Below are 19105 nucleotides of genomic sequence, written 5' to 3'. Positions count from 1 at the left end.
TGCCGTGCGAAAAACCGGGGCCGTCCTGGACGATCCCGAGAACGATGTCGCTCTTGTTGCTGGGCAGGCCGAACATCCGGGATGCGTTCGAGGCCAAAGGCGCAACCGACATTCCATCATGAGAACCGCGGCCACTGTTCGAGCCTGAAGGCCGACGCCTTGCAGTTCGACCTCCAGCAGCGACAGAATGTTGAAGGCGGCGGCCGCCCAGCCGCGCCCCAGCCCTGATAGACCAAGGTCACGACGCATTGGCGCAGGCGTCGCCGGCCAAGACGCCATAGTTTTAGGGATGACTGATCCAGCGTACTGGCGGCCCGCAAGCGACGCCCGCCCTCCCTGGGCCGATCACCCTGACCGGCGTCAAGGGGATGAAGCATAGCTGGAAATGTGCGGCGCGCCACGCCTCGCGCGCTCGGACTGCGGGGCCGCATGGTCCTTGCGAACGGTCTTCACCCGAAAAAAATAGCGCCCCCGTCGAAACGGGGGCGCAGTCAGCGGGGAGAACTTAGAAGGACTTGGTCAGTGTGACGCCGAAGGTTCTCGGCATGCCGGGAATGCGGACGACCGTGTCCACATTGGTGTCGGCGCTCGTCCAGTAGTATTTGTCGAACAGATTCCTGACATAAGCCCCCACGCGCCAGCTGTCGTTCAGGGCGTAGAGCGACAGATTGGCGTTCACGAGGGTGTAGGCGTCGATGTGGAACTCCGGCTCCGCTTCGATGGAGCCTTCGGCGTCCGACAGATAGGCGGCGCTGAGGGTGGCGCTGACGCCCAGGGTCTCGCTGACCGGATGATCCCAGTTCACCAGGCCGTTCACCTGCCATTCTGGCGTGTAGGGGAAGCGGGCGCCGGCGAAGTCGGTGGAGACGCCCGCCCGATCAAAGCCGGTGAATTCGGTGATTTCGGTGCGGGTGTAGGAGGCGCCGATCTTCAGCAGCAGGGACGGCGCAGGCCGCCATGACGCATCGGCTTCGGCGCCATAAACCTCGGACTTGGGCACGTTCAGGATGCGGGTCAGGGTGGTGAAGACCCGGTCGGGGATTTCGCCGAAAAGCTGCTTGTCCTTGTAGTCGTAGAAATAGCCGCTGGTGTTGAACTGCAGGCGGCCGCTGTCCAGCGTCGCCTTCAGCCCGACCTCATAGGCCAGGACCTCTTCCTGACGGGCGGCTTCCAGCTGGGCTTCGTTGTTGGCGGCCAGCACAGGGAAGGCCCCCGACTTGTAGCCGCGGCTGATCGAGGCATACAGAAGCGTGTCGGCGTTGGGCGCGAAGCTGAGGTTCAGTCGGCCCGCCAGACTGTCCTCGTCCAGCGATCGTTCCACGATGGGGACGTTGTCGGTGAAGTTGGTGTTGAAGGTCAGGCATTCGTTCGGCTGGACGTTGGGCGTTGCGCGCACGACGAAGGCGACCCCGGTGTTCCATACCGGCAGGACCTGACCGTCGATGTCGCGGGTGCAGCCCCGGTAAGACAGGCTGTCGTCCGAATACCGCAGGCCGCCCGACAGGGTGAACTTTTCGGCCAGCTTCCAGTCGATGTTGGCGAAGACCGAGGTGGATTGGCTGTCCTGCGCCGTATTGTTCAGGAAGTTGCGCATGCCCGAGGCGATCTGGGCCGGCGTGTACTGGTTCTGGACCACCCGATTGGCGCCGAGGAAGCGCAGCAGCCTGACCGTCGATGACTGGCCGTAATAGGCGAACTGGTCATCGACGATCTTGTCCTTGGAATAGTAGGCGCCGAGGATCCAGTCGACCGGTCCCGCATCCCCCATCAGACGCAGTTCCTGCGAGAAGGAGGTGATCGTGCCGTTCGACCCATAGGCCAGGGTCTCGAACGGCGTCCCGTCCAGGTCGTTGAAGTCGCGCCGACGTAGATCGTTATAGGCGGTGAGGGACACCAGGCTGATGGAATCGGACAGGGCCAGTTCGCCGCGCAGCGCCGCCGACCAGAAGCGCGAATCCGTGGCGAACGGAGGCTTGCCGGCCTCGGGCGCATCCCAGTCCGCGTTCTTTGAGCCGGGGTTGGCGATGATCGCCTTGGACAGTCCGGGGACCGCAAACGCGGCCTGGTCGGGCAGGAACTGGATGGCCTGGGGCGCGACGGTGTCGGACTGGTCGCGCCAGTAGTTGGCGGTGAAGTCCAGGCTGAGCCGGTCGTTGGGGTTGGCGGTCAGGGTCAGACGCGCCGCCGTCCGGTCCTTTTCACCCAGGCGGTCGCCGGGGCGAGAAACGCTTTCCTGCCAGCCTTCGCCCGAGTTTTCGGCGCGCACCGCGATGCGCAGCCCCACCGTGTCCGACAGCGGACCGCTGACATAGGCTTCGACATTGCGCGTCTTATAGTTGCCGATCTCGGCGGTGGCCGAGGCGGCGAACGACTGACCTGGCTTCTGGGTGATGAAGTTGACCAGACCACCCGTGGTGTTGCGACCGTACAGCAGACCCTGAGGACCCTTCAGCACCTCCACCCGGGCCACGTCGAAGATCGGACCGTTGGCCATATAGGGATAGGCGTAGGAGACTTCGTCCACATAGATGCCGACCGGGGAGGTCGACGACAGGTTCGGCGTGTTGAAGCCGATGCCGCGCACCGTGAAGATCGGCGTGTTGGCGCTGGACTTGCTGTAGTTCAGGGCCGGGATGATCTGAACCAGATTGGAGGTGTCGCTGACGCCCGCCTGGGTCAGGGCCTCGCCCGAAACCGCCTGGATCGTCAGCGGCACGTCATTGACCGTTTCAGAGCGTTTGCGCGCCGTCACGACGATGTCGTCCACGGACGATACTGTCTCGGGCTGCGACTGTTCGGTCTGTGCGGTCTGCGCCAGCGCGGCCGTCCCCAAGGCCGGGACAGAGCAAGATGCGATCAGCATCGCGGTAAAATTTCGACCGATTGGTCCCCTCATTGCAATCCTCCCATTGCGTTATCAGAAAACGGTCTGTGCCGTTTGCAGTGACGCTAGGAGATGCGGGCGACGGGCGACCTGTACGAAAGTTGGGGGCGGGGTGCGGCGTCTTGGCAGGACAGGGCGACCGAAGCCGCCCTGCATCAGCCTCAGAGTGCGCGGGCGATCACCATCCTTTGAATGTCCGACGTGCCCTCGTAGATCTGGCACACCCGGACATCGCGATAGATCTTGGCCAGGCCGTACTCCTCCAGATAGCCATAGCCGCCCAGGGTCTGAATCGCGCCGGACACCACGACCTCGGCCAGCTCGGACGCCACCAGCTTGGCCATGGACGCCTCTGTCAGGCACGGCAGGCCGGCGTCCTTGAGAGACGCCGCGTGAAGGACCAGTTGCTGGGCCGCCTCCAGCCGCGCCGCCAGATCGGCCAGGCGGAAACCGACAGCCTGATGTTCGAGGATGGCCTTGCCGAAGGCGACCCTTTCCTTGGCGTAGGCGACCGCGATCTCCAGAGCCGCGCGCGCCATGCCCACGCTCTGGGCCGCGATGCCGATGCGGCCGGTTTCGAGATTGGCCAGGGCGATGCGATAGCCGTCCCCCTCCGCGCCCAGGCGCAGCGAATCGCTGATTCGCATATCGTCGAACGACAGGGCGCAGGTGTCCGACGCCTTCTGGCCCATCTTGTGCTCGGGCTTGGCGACGGTCAGGCCGGGGGTGTCGGCGGGAACAAGGAAGGCGGACAGGCCGCGCTTGCCCGCCGTCGGGTCGGTGACGGCGAAGACGATGGTCAGTCCGCCGATGCGGCCCGAGGTGATGAACTGTTTGGTTCCGTCGATGCGCCAGTCGTCGCCATCGCGCACCGCGCGGGTCTTCAGGGCCGAGGCGTCGGACCCCGCGCCGGGCTCGGTCAGGGCGAAGGCGCCGATGATTTCGCCCGCGCACAGCCGGGGCAGGAAGGCGGCCTTCTGTGCGTCCGTACCGTTGCGCAACAGGGCCGCCACCACCGGCGCGTTGTGGACGGAGACCACGGTCGACACGCCGCCGTCGGCCGCCGCCAACTCCATCAGGGCCAGGGCGTAGGACACATAGTCCGCCTCGGCGCCGCCATGTTCGGCGGGCGCTGTCATGCCCATCAGGCCCAGGTCGGCCAGGTCCTTGAACAGATCGGGCGGATAGGCGCCCGCAGCCTCCCAGGCCGCGGCGTGGGGGGCGATCCGCTCGCGCGCCATGTCGCGCACGGCGTCGCGGATCATCGTCTGGGTTTCGGACAGGATCATGGTTCAGCGTCCCTTCCAGGCGGGTGCGCGCTTCTCGGCGAAGGCCCTTGGCCCCTCCAGCGCGTCCTCAGAGGCCAGCATCTTCAGCGTCGCGGGGGCGGTCCAGACCTCGGCCAGGCTCTGGTCCAGCGGTTGGTCCAGCCCGGCGAGTACGGCGGCCTTGGTGGCGCGAACGGACATCGGGCTGCATTTCAGGATGTCGTCGGCCCAGCGGCGCGCCGCGCCCAGGACATCGGCCTCGACGACCTCATTGACGAAACCCAGGGCGAAGCCTTCGCGCGCCGAGACGGGACGGCCCGTCAGCATCAGGCCCATGGCGCGTTTCAGCCCGATCTCGCGCGGCAGGCGTTGAAGCCCGCCGGCCAGGGCCGCCAGTCCGACCTTGGGTTCGGGCAGGGCGAAGGCGGCGCCCTCGACGGCGACGACGATATCGCACGCCAGGGCCAGTTCGAAACCGCCGCCGAAGGCGAAGCCGTTGACGGCCGCGATCACCGGCTTGTCCAGACTTGTGCGGCTGGTCAGCCCGCCGAATCCGCGCCTCGGCAGGGTCAGGGCGGCGCCCTCGGCCTGGACCTTCAGATCCTGTCCCGCGCAAAAGGCCTTGTCGCCCGCGCCGGTCAGGATGGCGACCCATTGATCCGGGTCCGAGGCGAAGTCGTCGAAGACGTCGCCCAGCGCCTCGTGCGCCGGACCGTTCAGCGCATTTCGCGCCTCGGGTCGATTGATCGTGATGATCGTCAACGGTCCGTCCCGCTCGACGACGGCGTAGGCTTGGCTCATGGGTCTTGTGCTCTTGTGAAAAGAAAGGCGGTCGAGAGGCTCGACCGCCGTGCAGGATAGGGATGTCGGACGGTCAGGCCGCGACGGGTGCGCGCCGCAGGGTGACGGTCTTGGGGTTGGTGTATTCCAGCAGGCCGCCCAGGCCGTTCTCCTGACCGACGCCGGACTGTTTGTGGCCGGCGAAGGCGGCGAAGGGCGACAGGGCCAGGCCTTCGTTGATCCAGACGCTGCCAGCCTCCAGGCGCGAAGCCACGCGCATGGCCCGATCCTCGTCCTTGGTCCAGACGGTCGCGGCCAGGCCGAACTCACTGGCGTTGGCCAGGGCGATGACGTCGTTCTCGTCGCTGAAGCGCATCAGCGGCAGGACGGGGCCGAACTGCTCCTCCTGGACGATCCGGCTGGATTCCGGCGGATTGTCGATCAGGGTGACCGGCACGAACAGGCCGTCGCCGGGCGGCGGGGCGGCCCCCTCGATCACCGTGTGGCCCGAGGCGCGGCTGTCTGCGATCAGGTCGCGCACGCGGTCGTACTGCGGGCGGTTCTGAACGGGACCGAAGGCCACGCCCTGCTGCGACCCGTCGCCGATCGGCAGGGTCCGGGCCATTTCCGCCATGACGTCGCGCACGGCGTCATAGACCTCTTCGTGAACATAGGCGCGTTTGGTGGCCACGCAGATCTGACCGGCGTTGGTGAAGGCGGACCAGAACAGCTTCTCGGCCGTGTCGCGCACATCCACATCGGGGAAGACGATGGCGGCGTCGTTGCCGCCCAGCTCCAGCGTCAGACGCTTCAACGTCGGCGCCGCGCTCTGCATCACCTTGCGTCCCGTCGCGGTGGATCCGGTGAAGCTGATCTTGCCGAACGCCTCGTGCGAGGTCATCAGCGGTCCCAGGTGATCGCCGCCCGTGATCAGGTTCAGCACGCCGGCCGGCAGGACCGAGCGCAGCAGCTGGCCGATCTTCAGCACCGTCATGGGGGTGAAGGGCGAGGGCTTCAAGACCATGGTGTTGCCCGCCAGCAGGGCGGGGCCGATCTTCCACATCGACAGCAGGACGGGGAAGTTCCACGGTGAAATCGCCCCCACGACGCCGATGGGCACATGGTGGGTTTCGATACGGTGTTCCGGCGTGTCCTCCACCACCGTGACCGGATCGCCGTAGCTTGATGTGGCCAGACACCATTGTCCGGCGGCGTTGATCTCGAACGCGGCCTGGTCGATCGGCTTGCCGTGCTCGTGGGTCAGCATCCGCGCCAGTTCGTCGGCGTTGTCCAGCAGGGTCTGGCCGATGGCGGCGACGGCGGCCTGGCGTTCTGCCCAGGGCGTCGCCGCCCATTTCGGGAAGGCGGCCTGGGCGGCGGCGATGGCCGTCTCCAGCTCCGCCTCGCCGGCGTCGGGGGTTTCGCCGACTGGCGAGCCGTCTGCGGGGTTGAGGATCTGCAGTCGATTCTCGGCGTCCAGATCGACGCCGCCAACGGTCATGGGAAGATAGTCAGTCATGAACAAGCTCCAGGAACGCGGTCAGTCGAGAATGAGCACAGCCTTCACGCAACGTCCGTCATGGGCGTCGGCGATGGCCTGGTTGATGTCGGCGAAGGGATAGCGTCGCACGATCTTCTCCAGCGGCAGCCGGCCGGACTGGGTCCACTCCACCAGTTGCGGCAGGAAGACGTCGGGATCGCTGTCGCCCTCGATCACACCCTTGACGGTGAAGCCATAGGTGATGGCGCCGACGATCGGCACGGGCAGGACCGCATCCAGCGATCCCGGAACGCCGATCAGCGCCAGGGCGCCCTTGGGGGCCAGCATGCCAAGGGCGCCTTCCAGCGCCTTCACCACACCGCTGGTGTCCACGATGTTGTCGACGCCGCGCGGCGAGATCGCGCGCACCGCCTCGGTGATGTCGCCAGCGGCCGGGTCGATCACATGGTGGGCGCCCAGCTCCGCGCCCAGGGCGCGCCGTTCGGGGCGCGGCTCGATCAGGATGATGGGGTCGCACCCGGCCAGAACGCCGCCCAGCACCGCGCTGAGGCCCACCGCCCCGCCGCCCAGGACGACCAAGGCGCTGCCCTTGCGCGCCTCCAGCGAACGCAGCACCGCCCCGACCCCGGTCTGAACGCCGCAGCCCAGGGGCGCCAGCAGCGACAGGTCCGCGTCGGACGGCGCCTTCACCACATTGCGCTCATGCGCCACCGCCAGGCTGGCGAAGGAGGATTGGCCGAAGAAGACGCCCGAAACCGCCTGGCCGTCCTTGCTGAGCGGCGACGTGCCGTCGGGCCGGGCGCAGGCGAAGTTCAGACCCGTGAAACTGTCGCAGTAAGCCGGCGCCTCGGCTTCGCAGTTGGCGCAGTGACCGCAGGAATCGAAGGTCAGCAGAACCTTGTCGCCCGGCGCGACCTTGGTGATCTTCTCGCCGATGGCGACGACCTCGCCCGCGCCTTCATGGCCCAGCACCAGGGGGAAGTTCGTGCCCATGGCGCCGCTGGCGAAGACCAGGTCGGTGTGACAGATGCCGACGGCCTGGATGCGGACGAGAATCTCGTCCGGTCGCGGCTGGGCGACATCCAGCTCCTCCAGCACGAAGGGGGTGTTCGGTTCCTTAAGAACCGCGGCGACGGCTTTCACAGGGGGTCTCCTCGCGTTTCTGTTTGACCCGAGTGTTGCGCCCTTTCCCTCCGCATGCCCCCCATCCAAAGTCTGGGGGTTGGAATGGGCGCTAAGCGGCTTCGCCCTGGCGTTCAGTCGCGGTCGAACACCGGGGCGCGACGCCCGACGAAGGCGGCGACGCCCTCCAGGGCGTCAGGCTCGCCCCCGCAGGCCGAGATGGCGCGCGCCTCGGCTTCCAGCTGGCTTTCGAGAGCGGCGGCGAAACTGTCGGCCAGCAGCATTCTGGACCGCCCGATGGCCAGGGTCGGGGCCGCCGACAGTTGTTCCGCCATGGCCTGGGTTTCAGCGGCCAGATCCGCGCTCGGGCAGACGAACGTCGCCAGGCCCTGGTCCAGGGCCTCGGACGCCGAGAGTTTGCGGTTCAGCAGGATGAAGGCCTGGGCGCGCCTGAGACCCATCAGCCTGGGCAACAGGAAGGTCGCTCCGCCGTCCGGCGACAGGCCCACGCCGGGATAGGCCACAGAGAAACTGGCGGCGTCGGACGCCAGCACGATGTCGCCGATCAGGGCCAGGCTGAGACCGGCGCCGGCGGCCGCGCCGTTGACGGCGGTGATGACCGGCTTGGGCATCCGCGCCAGGCGCGCCACGGCCATGTGCAACGGCGCCGTCAGGTCGCGCAACAGGCGGGGCAGGTCCGAGCCGGCCGACGAAAATCCCGCGACATCGCCGCCCGCACAGAACATCCGCCCTGCGCCGGTCAGTATGACGACCCGGATCGCCGGATCGGCCTCGCACCGATGAACGGCGTCGAGCAGGGCGCGGCAGCTGTCGGTGTCCAGGGCGTTGCCGACCTCGGGCCGGTTCAGGACGATCCGCGCCGTCTTGCCCTCGATGGTCAGATCGATCGCCATGTTCGCCTCTCTTCGTCGCCGCGTTTGAACGTGGCGCCAGCCATAGGCGGCGGGTGGGGCGGCGACCCCGAACTTCCGGTGGGGGTGCGATCCGGCCCCAGGGGCTAGTTTGCCGTCAAAATGATGGAGGCGCCTGTGAAAGATCCTGCCAAATATCTGATCTCGCCATTCGTGGTGTGCGTAAGCATCGCTGGGCTGTTGGCCGGCGGGGCCTGGGTTTGGGCCGGTACCGCCCTGGTGCTCTCCCTGCTGGTCATAGATATCGCGCTGCCGCGTGATTTCAGCCGTCGCGATCCACGCTATCCGGCGCTCTACGACACGGTGATCATCTTCACGGTGCTGCTCGGCTTCGTCCAGATCGCGGTCCTGGCCTGGCAGGTCGGCCGCGCCGGATGGACGACGGGGACCATCGTCAGCGCCAGTCTGAACGCCGGTCTGATCGGCTTCGTGCCGATCACCGCCGCCATCCACGAACTGTTCCACCGCCGGTCGCCCTGGCAGCGGGTGTTCGGCCGCTGGAGCCAGATGCTGATCCTGGATCCCCTGCGCGAGCGGACCCATGTGGTGACCCATCACCTGCATGTCGCCACGCCGAACGACCCAGACACGGCGCGTCGCGGCGACAATCTGTACGCCTTCCTGCCGCGCTCCCTGGCGCATCAGATGCTGGACGCCTGGAAGCTGGACCGGATGGTCTGCACCAAGCGCGGCGTCGGAATGATTTCCCGGCACGGCATGGTCTTTCGCGCGGTCCTGGCCGTTTCGGCCTTCCTGATCGCCGCGGCCGTCATCGGCGGCGGGTGGGTCGCGCCCCTGTGCGTGGCGGGGGCCTGTCTGATCCCGCGCGTCAGCCTGGAGATCTTCAACTACGTGGGCCACTACGGTCTGGTGACCGAGCATCCGGGCCGGTTCGCGCCGCGTCACACGTGGAACCACCTCAGCCCCCTGGTGCGGGTGCTCAGCTTCGAGATCACCAACCACGCCGGCCATCACGTCGACAGCTACAAGCCCTTCTATCTGCTGGAGCCGGACCGCACAGGGCCGCAGCAGCCGCACTTCCTGGTCTGCGTGCTGCTGGCCTTCGTGCCGCCGGCCTGGTTCGCTGTGATCCGGCCCCGTCTTCAGGACTGGGACGAGCGGTTCGCCACCGACAAGGAGCGCGCCCTGGCCCATGCCGAGAATGTCCGCGCCGGATGGGTAGACAAGCCGGCGACCGCGACCATCGTCGCCGCGCGCTGATCAGGTTAGCCGACGATGTTCAATCTGTTCCGCCCCGCGCCGCCGCGCACGATCACCGTGTCGCCGGCGGGCCGCCAGTTTTCGGCCAGAAAAGGCGGGGTTCTTCTGGAAGAGGCGCTGCTGGCCGGCGTGCCTCTGCCGCATAACTGCACAGTGGGCACCTGCGGCGCCTGCAAATGCCGCCTGACCGAGGGCAAGATCGTCGAGCTGACGGACTTCGCCCTGTCGCCCCTGACGGGGGAAGAGTTGCGGGCCGGCTATATCCTGGCCTGTCAGAGCTCGGTTCGAACCGACGTCACCATCGAGGTCGATCTGGGCTCTCAGGCGGACTTCGCCAAGGTGTCCGGCCGGGTGGCGGGCCAGACCCGCCTGACCTCGGACATCATGGGGCTGCGGATCGTGCTGGATGAGCCGATGACCTATCGGCCGGGTCAGTACGCCCATGTCGGTCTGGAGGGCGTGCCGGTGGCGCGGTCCTTCTCGTTCGCCACGCCGTGCCGGCCGCAGGTCGGGCAGGAGGTGGAGTTCATGATCCGCCTGGCGCCTGGGGGGCAGTTCACCGAGGCGTTGTTCGCCAGGGACTTCACGGGCGAGAAGGCGACGGTAGAGGGGCCGCTGGGCGGATTCGGCCTGTCGGAAGACGAAGCGCCGATGCTGTGCGTCGCGGGGGGAACGGGCCTGGCTCCGATCCTGGCCGTTCTGCAGCACGCGCTCGACAGCGGCCAGACGCGCGATGTGCATTTCTTCCTGGCGGTGCGGTCTCAGGCGGATCTGTTCGGACTGGAGCGGATCCAGGCCCTGGCGGAGCGCTGGCCTGCGAATTGGCGGTTCGCGCCGATCCTGTCGGCCGAGGCCGAGGATAGCGATTGGAGCGGGATGCGTGGATTCGCCGCGTCGGCGCTTGAGCAGTTCAAGGGTTTCGGCGGCGCGGCGGGGCACGCCTATCTCTGTGGTCCGCCGATCATGGTCGACAGTTGCGCCGACAGTCTGGCGGCCCAGGGTTGGGCCTCCGACCGGATTCTGGCTGATCGCTTTCTCGATATGTCCAGTGGAACCCAGGCGCGGCTCAAAGATATCGCCGAGGCCAAACCTTAAGTATGGGGCCAGGCCTCGGCGGGCCGCGTACCACCCTCTCAAGATCGCGATAATTGCGACGATGGAGGGAAACCATGAAGACCAAAACGAAGACTTCGATTCTGGCGTTGAGCGTCGCCCTGGCGGGCGGATTCGGCGCCGGGGGGGCCATGGCCCAGACGGCGTCGCCGACCCCGCCCGCCGAGCCGCAGGCGGCCACGGTCGACGATATCGTGGTGACGGCGAACCGTCGCAGCCAGAACCTTCAGGACGTGCCCATGGCCATCAACGCCATCGGCGGCGAGGCCCTGGAGAACAAGGGGATCGTCGACACCGCCTCGCTTTCGGCCATCGTGCCGAACCTTCAGGTGAGTTCGCCGTACGGCAAGACCCAGCCGAACTTCAGCCTGCGCGGCGTTTCGGTCGCCAATGAGTTCAACGCCAACCAGGCGTCGCCCAACGGCGTCTATCTGGACGAGGTCTATCTCAGCGCCCGGTTCGCCCAGGGCATGAACCTGTTCGATCTGGAGCGGGTCGAGGTGGTCAAGGGACCGCAGGGTACGCTTTACGGCCGCAATACCGTCGGCGGCGCCATCAACATCATCACCCGAAAGGCCGAATTCGCGCCTTTGAACGGCTTCGTCGAGGGCGGATACGGCAACTTCAACCGCTGGTCCCTGACGGGCGCGGCGGGCGGGACCCTGGTCGAGGACCGACTAGCCTTCCGTATCGCCGGAACGGTCGAAAAGGGTGACGGCCAGTTGAAGAACCTCTTCCCCGGAAATCCCGACGAACGCTCCATCGACAACTACGCAATTCGCGGTTCGCTGCTGTGGAAGCCGACGGACGACCTGTCATTCCTGGTGCGGGCCTATGCCGGCGAAAGCAATCCGACCGGCGAGCCGCCCTTCGTGATCGGTTCGGGTCCCGGCGGCGTGAACCCCATCACCGGCTATTCGCGGCCCAAGGACATGGGCTTCTACGAGACCGCGACCAACTATGTCGGTCATAATCGCGCTCAGGCCAGCGGCGTTTCGGTAACCGGCAAGCTGGCGCTCGGCGCCTGGGACCTGATCTCCATCACCGCCTACGACAAGGGTGAACTGCGCGTCGATCAGGACGCCGACGGCGGTCCTGTCGATGAGTTCAACATCAACTGGTATTCGGACTACGAACAGTTCAGCCAGGACATCCGTATTGCGTCCGATCCCAGCCGCCCGGTGCGCGGCATCATCGGCGCCTATTACGGCTGGGATCAGAACAAGACCTTCAACACCTACGACTTCTTCGGCTTCCTGGAAGGGGTGCCGGGCCTGCCGGCGTTCGATCCGCCCAACATCTTCGCCCCTCCGCCCTATCCGGGCCTGTTCGGCGGCGTGCCGGGCGTCTTCAGCGGGTTCAACGTGGATCACCGCTTCACCCAGACGCGCAAGTCGGCGGCCATTTATGGCGACGGCAACTGGGACATCACCGACCGGCTGACCCTGACGGCGGGCCTGCGTTATACGCGCGACGATCTGGAACTGACCGATGTCAGCTCGACCGCCCGCAACTATGCCGGCGTGCCGCAGTTCAACTTCATTCCCTTCCTGGCGCCGCCCGGCTCCAAATGCCCCGATACGCCGGGCTGCCCGTCGCTTGAGACCAACTCCAGCAGCGTGACGGGCCGACTGATCCTCAATTACGATGTGGCCGAAGACGTGTTGGCCTATGTCAGCTACAGCCGCGGCTATCGCTCCGGCGCCATCAACGGCACCGCCTATGCGTCGCCGGCGCAACTGACCTTCGTCGAGCCGGAAGAGGTCACGGCCTATGAGATCGGCCTGAAGAGCCGCTTCCTGGATCGGCGACTGCGCATGAACGGGGCGGTCTTCTTCTACGACTACAAGAATCAGCAGTTGCAGGAGATCGTCGGCATCGTTCCCTTCCTGCGCAATGCGCCGGAAGGCCAGGTGCTGGGCGTGGATTTCGACGCCACCTTCGCCGCCACCAACGCCCTGACCTTCAATCTGGGCTTCGGCTACCTGGACAGCGAGTACAAGAAGCTGGTGCTGGCGGGCGTGGATCTGAGCGGCAACGTCTTCTCGAACGCGCCCGAGATGACGCTGAACGCCGATGCGGAAATCCGTCTGTTCGACAATGGCGAAAGCGCCTTCATCGTTCGGCCGAACGTGGTCTACACCGGCCACACCTGGCTTTCGCCGTTCAACGACAAGAACGGCAACGCCAATCTTCAGCAGGACGGCTATTGGGTCGCCAACCTCCAGGCCAGCTATGAGCGCGGACCGCTGTCGATCGGCGCCTATGTGAAGAACATCTTCGAGGAGGAATATTTCTCCTACGGGTTGGACCTTCGCAACTCGATCGGCGTGGACTTCCTGGTGCGCGGCGAACGGCGCACCTACGGCCTGAACGCCAGATACCGGTTCTGATGCGTGACGACGGGGGGAGGCGCGCGAACCGCGCCTCCCTCAAGCGGCCCCGCAGGCGTCCGCGTCTCTTGACCTTACGAGAGGCGGATGCTGGCATGACGCGCAATGGCGATCCCGGAAAAACGGGGTCGAACGCCCGCAACAAACGCGGACGAAGATTCGGCGGGGGAGCGCTGCATGACCGACAAGTTGAACGGGCGTCAGGATCCGCTTGATGTACGCGCCGCCTTGCCCGCCCATGTCCGTCCGCCCCGGGCCCATCCCAATCAGATCGCCCGCCCAACGCTGACCGAGCGGGTGCGCACGGCGGCCCTGACCAAGCGCCTGACCCTGATCTGCGCCCCGTCGGGTTATGGCAAGACGACGCTGATGAGCGAGGCGTTTCGGGCGCTGGGCGACGCGGGCTCCGCCTGCCTATGGTTGAGTGTGACCGAGGCCGATCGCGACGCGGCCTGGTTGTCGCGGATGCTGACCGCCCAGTTGGCCCGCCTGTTTTCGCTCGAGGCCCTGCCTGGCGAGGATTTCGCCTCCCTGGCCTATCGCGCCACCGTCGGCATGGGGCCGCAGGCCGGCCCCGCCGCCGCCCCGGTCGTGGTCCTGATCGACAACTGGAACTTCATCGAGGCGCCCTCGACCAACCGGTTCTTCGACCAACTGCTGATCGAGACGGATGAGCTGGTCAATTTCGTCGTTTCGTCGCGCGGCGTGCCGGAGTTCATGTTCGAGACTTGGCGCATGGCGGGCGCCTTCACCGGACTGGGCGCGCGCGACCTGGCCTTCACCAACGACGAGGCGGCCCAGATTCTGGCGCCGGATGGCGGGCGCGACCTGTCCCTGTCCCTCTTCGGCCTGGTCGAGATGACCGAAGGCTGGCCGGCGGCGGTCCAGCTTCTGCGCCTGGCCCTGGATCAGACGGACGGCGCCGCCGCGCGGGGCATGGACCTGTCGGGGCCGAAATCCGATGTGGCCCGTTATCTCAGCAAGGCCTTCTTCAATCACCTGCCGACGCCGCGTCAGGCGTTTCTTCGCGACATCGCCCTGTTGGAGGAGATGACGGCGGAGATGATCGACGACGTATTCGGGCGCCAGGAGACGCAGCAGCGGTTCCAGGACCTGCCCAAGGACGACTATTTCATCACCGAGACGGTCGAAGGTTCAGGCCGCTATCGGTTTCACTCGCTATTTCGCGACTTCCTGTTGTCGCAGCGACAGGCCGGCGCCGACGAAGCGGCCCGCGACGTCTATGCGCGCGCCAGCGCCTGGCATCTGAAGCGGGGCGAGCACGAACAGGCCATCGGCTACGCCCTGAAGGCCGGGGGCGACGATGTCCTGGCCATGATCGAGGATTATGGCGACAGCCGTCTGGCGCTGGACGGCAAGGTGTTCCTGTTCACCCAGTGGATCGACACCCTGGTCGAGCGGGGGACCGAGCTCAGCGACGGCGTCAAGCACTGGTGGCTGTGGAGCCTGGTGTTCAGCGGGCGCTGGCGCGACGCCCTGGCGGTGCAGAACCGATTGGACGACGCGGCCCATCCGGTGATCGCCGCCACCCTGTCGGCCTTCAGCGACGATCAGCCGACTCTGCGGCGGACGGTGGACCGCTGGTTGGCCGATGGCGCGCCCGGTTCGGCGTTCAACCAATGCGTCATGTACTGCGCCGCCGCCGTCGCCGAACTGGCTCAGGGGTCGTTCGACAGCGCGCAGCAGTCGATGCACCGCGCCCGCTTCGCCATCGACAAGACCGACTTCTCCTATGGCCGCGTCTGGGTCCTGGCGCTGACGGCCTTCACCAGTTTGCTGAAGGGCAAGGTCAACGAGGGCGGGCTGAAGGCCCGGGAGGCGATCCGAACCGTCGAGGCCCTGATGGGGCCGCACGCCCCCATCGCCCGCGTCGCCCGCCTGGTCGCCGCATCGGTCGAGTGGTACGCCTGCGACGACGAGGGCGCGATTTCGGACCTGGAGAAGGCGGAACAGTCCGATGACGAACACGGCCTGCCCCTGATCGTCGTCTGCGCGGCCTCCGTCGCGCGCGCCCTGGGCCTGAACTGGAAAGAGCGCCGGCTGGAGAACCATCTGCGATCTCCGGCGATCAATCTGATCCGCGAGGCCTACAGGCTGGAGGCGGTGACCCAGAAGGACGTGGACTTGGCGGTGTTGGAAGACGCGGTGGCGGTGTTCGATGCCCGCATGGACGCGGCCAAGAGCGCCGACCCGCATTTCCTGGCGCATGGCTGGCAGTTGCGCGACCTGAATATCGGCATCCAGGCCCGCCTTCAGATCCGCCGCGGCAATCTGGAGCAGGCGCTGAACCTGCTGGTGCCGGGGATCACCGACGCCCAGCGCAAGGGCAGGGGGCTGGCGGACATGCAACTGACCCTGCTGCGCGCATCGGCCCTGTACCGGATGGGCAAACAGGCCACCGCGCTCAGGCTGGTGATCCAATGCGCCGAGACGGCCGTGCGCGACGGGCTGTACCGACCGTTCCTGCGCGAACGCCGCTTCATCGAGCCGATGTTCAAACAGTTGGCCGAAGCCGGAGAACGCACGCCTCTGGGCAATGATCCCCGCGCGTGGCGGCGATTCTGCGACCTGCTGGGGCTGGAGGTCCGGGCCGAGGCGCGCCTGGTTCAGACGGCCGAGGCGCACGACGCCGGGTTCCAGATCACCGAGCGCGAGCGCGAAATGCTGGAGTTTCTGGACGGCGGCCTGAGCAATCAGGAGATCGGCGTGCGTCTGGGCATCGCGGTGCCGACCGTCAAATGGCACCTGCATAACCTGTTCTCCAAGATCGAGGTCCGCAATCGGGCCAGCGCAGTGCGGCTGGCGCGCGACCTTCACCTGATCTGACCCCGCCCGATCCCCGTCGAATCCCGGTCGGCGCCCGCCATACTTTCGTCGGGGGCGCGGTGCGTCGCCCGGTCCTAGGCCTCTGGTTCAGAGAGGCGTCCGGGCTGACCCTCGCAACACCGGAAGGATCGGATCATGGCTGAGGCCTACATCGTTGAGGCGGTTCGCACCGCAGGCGGCAAGCGCGCGGGACGGCTTGCGGGCTGGCACCCCGTTGATCTGGGCGCGGAGGTTCTGAATGCGGTCGTCGACCGCAGCGGGCTGGACCCGGCAGGGGTGGATGACGTCATCATGGGCTGTGTGATGCAGGTCGGCGAACAGGCCTTCGCCTTCGGCCGTAACGCCGTCCTGTCCTCGCGCCTGGCCAATTCGACGCCCGCCGTGACCATCGACCGTCAGTGCGGCTCGTCGCAGCAGGCGGTGTCCTTCGCGGCCCAGGCGGTGATGTCGGGCGTCCAGGACGTGGTCATCGCCGCCGGTTCCGAAAGCATGACGCGCGTGCCGATGTTCTCCAACTTCACCCTGCACGAGAAGGCCGGGATCGGTGAAGGGCCTTTGAGCGCAAAGCTGAAGGCCGAATGGGGCGTTCAGAACTTCAGCCAGTTCCTGGGCGCGGAAATGCTGGCCAAGAAGCACGGACTGGACCGCGACACCCTGGATCGCTTCGCCCTGGAAAGCCACCGTCGCGCCATTGAGGCCACCGAGGCGGGCGCCTTCGACAAGGAGATCGTCGAACTGACCGTCGAAACGCCCGAAGGGCCGCAGGTCCACCGCCGGGATGAAGGCATCCGCTACGACGCCACCCTGGAGTCGATCGGCTCGGTCAAGCTGCTGCAGGACGGCGGCGTGATCTCGGCCGCGAACGCCAGCCAGATCTGCGACGGCGCCGCCGCCGTCCTGGTGGTCAGCGAACGCGCGCTCAAGACCCACGGCCTGACGCCGATCGCGCGCATCCACAACATGACCGTCACGGCGGGCGATCCGTTGATCATGCTGGAAGAACCGATCTTCGCCACGCGCCGGGCGCTGGAGCGCACCGGATTTTCGCTGGACGACATCGACCTTTACGAGGTGAACGAAGCCTTCGCCAGCGTGCCGGTCGCCTGGGCGAACACCCTGGGCGCGGACCCGGAGCGGATGAACGTCAACGGCGGCGCCATCGCCCTGGGCCACCCGCTGGGCGCCTCGGGCGCCAAGCTGACCGCAACCCTGGTCCATGCCCTCAGGGCGCGGGGCAAACGCTATGGCCTGCTGACGATGTGCGAGGCGGGCGGCGTCTCCAACGCGACCATCATCGAGGCGCTCTAGCCGTCACAAAGGCGCGCGGCGGGCGATCTGACGCAGGCGGCCCGCCGCGCGACCCCGACCTTGGTATGGGGTGCGGCCCCATCCGATCGGCAAAGGTTCGGGTTCAACGACAGGCAGCGGCGGGCCGATCTCCGGCCCGAACGCCGCCGATGTGGAGGACAAGTGAATGGCGCTCTCGCCCTTCGAGCAATTCGACACGATCGATGCGGCCTTCGCCGCCCAGGTTCAGGCCAACCCGCAAAGCCCTGCGGTCCTGTTCGAGGACGAGGTCCATAGTTTTTCGGATCTGGCACAGCAGCGGGATCGGCTGGCGGCCTTCCTGCTGAGCCAGGACGTCAAGCCGGGCGACCGGATCGTCTGGTGGGGCAAAAACCACGTCGACTATGTGGCGCTGGTGCTGGCCGCGGCGCGCATCGGGGCGGTTCTGGTCGTGGTGAACTGGCGACTGGCCCTCCGTGAGGTCGAGGCCATTCTCGATGACAGCGAGCCGCGCCTGGTCGTCGTGTCGGAAGAGTTCGCCGCGCCGCTGGCGGAAGGCGGCCGAAAGGGTTGGGTCGCGGGCGAGGGCGCCGATGGCGTGCTGCCGTCCCTGCGTTCGGCCGCCCAGGACGCCGCCGAGATCGCCCCGGTCGGCGACGCCGCCGCGCCCTTCCTGCAACTCTACACCAGCGGCACGACCGGGGTGCCCAAGGGCGTGCCCCAGACGCACCTGAACCATATGGCGGCTTACCGCGCCTGGGCCGACAGCGGCATCGGCCAGTGGGCGCCGGGCGACGTCTGCCTGATCGCTCTTCCGATCTTCCACGCCATCGGCGCAAACTTCACCCTGTTCACCCTGCTGCAGGGCGGGGCCGTCTATCTGCTGCGCGAGTTCTCGCCGGACGGCGCGCTCAAGGCGCTGGACCAGGGCGGGGTGACGCGCATGCCTCTGGTGCCGACCCTGATCGACATGCTGAGCCGCGACGAGCGGGTGCGGGCGCTGGACCACGCGCGGCTGCAGTCGATCATCTATGGCGGATCGGAGATATCCTTGGCCACCCTTCAGCGCGGCATGACGGTGTTCAGCTGCCAGTTCACCCAGGTCTATGCGGCGACCGAGACCACGGCGGCGGCCGTCAGCCTGTCGCCGGACGATCATCTGGGCGAAAACCCGCCCCTTCGGGCTGCCGGGCGCGTGCAGAAGGGCCTGGAGCTGAAGGTGTTCAACGAGCGTGGCGAGGAAGCCGCCACGGGCGAGGTGGGCGAAATCGCCCTTCGCGGCGCCTCCATCATGGGCGGCTATTGGCGTCGCCCCGCCGAGACGGCCAAGGTTCTCCGCGACGGCTGGTACATGACCGGCGACGCCGGCTTCGTGGACGAGACGGGCCTGGTCACCGTGGTCGACCGCACCCGCGACATGATGATCAGCGGCGGCGAGAACGTCTATCCGTCCGAGGTCGAGGCGGCGCTTCTGGAGCACCCGGACATTCAGGAGACGGCCGTGTTCGGCGTGCCCGACGCCCGCTGGGGCAGCCGGATCGCGGCGGCGGCCGTTCTGCGTCCCGGGGTGAACCCCGCGACCGTGGACCTGGCGACTGTCCGCACCTTCCTGGAAAGCCGGATCGCCCGATACAAGCATCCCCGCCAGCTGATGATCCTGGACCAGCTGCCGCGCACCCCGACCGGCAAGGTCGTGCGCGGCGTCCTGATCGAGGCCGCCGAACGCGAGGCGGCGCCCGCCTCGGTCTAGTCGCGCC

The 19105-nt window shown here is 67.0% G+C and carries 12 protein-coding genes; 6 read left to right on the top strand and 6 right to left on the bottom strand.

Annotated elements, in window-relative coordinates; all coding sequences use genetic code 11:
• Positions 1–505 precede the first annotated feature (505 nt).
• The 6 genes from KZX42_RS06680 to KZX42_RS06655 all read right to left on the bottom strand — a co-directional run bounded on the left by KZX42_RS06680 (position 506) and on the right by KZX42_RS06655 (position 8469).
• The gene (locus tag KZX42_RS06680) at positions 506–2863 is read right to left on the bottom strand and encodes a TonB-dependent receptor (RefSeq protein ID WP_248118246.1); all 2358 of its coding nucleotides are present in this window, start codon (positions 2861–2863) and stop codon (positions 506–508) included.
• Between the two features lie 182 nt (positions 2864–3045).
• The gene (locus KZX42_RS06675; RefSeq protein ID WP_248118244.1) at positions 3046–4173 is read right to left on the bottom strand and encodes an acyl-CoA dehydrogenase family protein; all 1128 of its coding nucleotides are present in this window, start codon (positions 4171–4173) and stop codon (positions 3046–3048) included.
• A gap of 3 nt (positions 4174–4176) precedes the next feature.
• Positions 4177–4953, bottom strand: coding sequence for an enoyl-CoA hydratase-related protein (locus KZX42_RS06670; RefSeq protein WP_248118241.1), 777 nt, complete (start codon positions 4951–4953; stop codon positions 4177–4179).
• A 73-nt stretch (positions 4954–5026) separates the two neighbouring features.
• Complete coding sequence (locus KZX42_RS06665) at positions 5027–6451, bottom strand: aldehyde dehydrogenase family protein (RefSeq protein ID WP_248118239.1); 1425 nt, start codon at positions 6449–6451, stop codon at positions 5027–5029.
• A 21-nt stretch (positions 6452–6472) separates the two neighbouring features.
• Positions 6473–7576, bottom strand: coding sequence for an NAD(P)-dependent alcohol dehydrogenase (locus tag KZX42_RS06660; RefSeq protein ID WP_248118237.1), 1104 nt, complete (start codon positions 7574–7576; stop codon positions 6473–6475).
• Between the two features lie 113 nt (positions 7577–7689).
• On the bottom strand, positions 7690–8469 hold the full coding sequence (locus KZX42_RS06655; protein WP_248118235.1) for an enoyl-CoA hydratase-related protein: 780 nt from the start codon (positions 8467–8469) through the stop codon (positions 7690–7692).
• Positions 8470–8604: 135 nt separating this feature from the next.
• Between KZX42_RS06655 and KZX42_RS06650 the strand changes: the two genes are divergently transcribed.
• The 6 genes from KZX42_RS06650 to KZX42_RS06625 all read left to right on the top strand — a co-directional run bounded on the left by KZX42_RS06650 (position 8605) and on the right by KZX42_RS06625 (position 19098).
• The gene (locus tag KZX42_RS06650; RefSeq protein WP_248118233.1) at positions 8605–9708 is read left to right on the top strand and encodes a fatty acid desaturase; all 1104 of its coding nucleotides are present in this window, start codon (positions 8605–8607) and stop codon (positions 9706–9708) included.
• A gap of 15 nt (positions 9709–9723) precedes the next feature.
• Positions 9724–10803: a 2Fe-2S iron-sulfur cluster binding domain-containing protein gene (locus KZX42_RS06645; protein ID WP_248118231.1), complete on the top strand. Its 1080-nt coding sequence runs from the start codon at positions 9724–9726 to the stop codon at positions 10801–10803.
• A 74-nt stretch (positions 10804–10877) separates the two neighbouring features.
• On the top strand, positions 10878–13214 hold the full coding sequence (locus KZX42_RS06640) for a TonB-dependent receptor (protein WP_248118229.1): 2337 nt from the start codon (positions 10878–10880) through the stop codon (positions 13212–13214).
• Positions 13215–13391: 177 nt separating this feature from the next.
• Positions 13392–16061, top strand: coding sequence for a LuxR C-terminal-related transcriptional regulator (locus KZX42_RS06635; protein ID WP_248118227.1), 2670 nt, complete (start codon positions 13392–13394; stop codon positions 16059–16061).
• Between the two features lie 135 nt (positions 16062–16196).
• Positions 16197–17369: an acetyl-CoA C-acetyltransferase gene (locus tag KZX42_RS06630; RefSeq protein ID WP_248118225.1), complete on the top strand. Its 1173-nt coding sequence runs from the start codon at positions 16197–16199 to the stop codon at positions 17367–17369.
• Positions 17370–17535: 166 nt separating this feature from the next.
• Positions 17536–19098 carry an AMP-binding protein gene (locus tag KZX42_RS06625; RefSeq protein WP_248118223.1) on the top strand — a complete coding sequence of 521 codons (1563 nt, stop codon included), beginning with the start codon at positions 17536–17538 and terminating at the stop codon, positions 19096–19098.
• The last annotated feature ends 7 nt before the right edge of the window (positions 19099–19105 follow it).

Origin of the sequence: Brevundimonas sp. EYE_349, assembly GCF_023147505.1 — a bacterium.
Taxonomy (GTDB): Bacteria; Pseudomonadota; Alphaproteobacteria; order Caulobacterales; family Caulobacteraceae; genus Brevundimonas.
The sequence above is the reverse complement of the archived record's forward strand: the minus strand, read 5'-3'. Positions and strand labels throughout refer to the sequence as shown.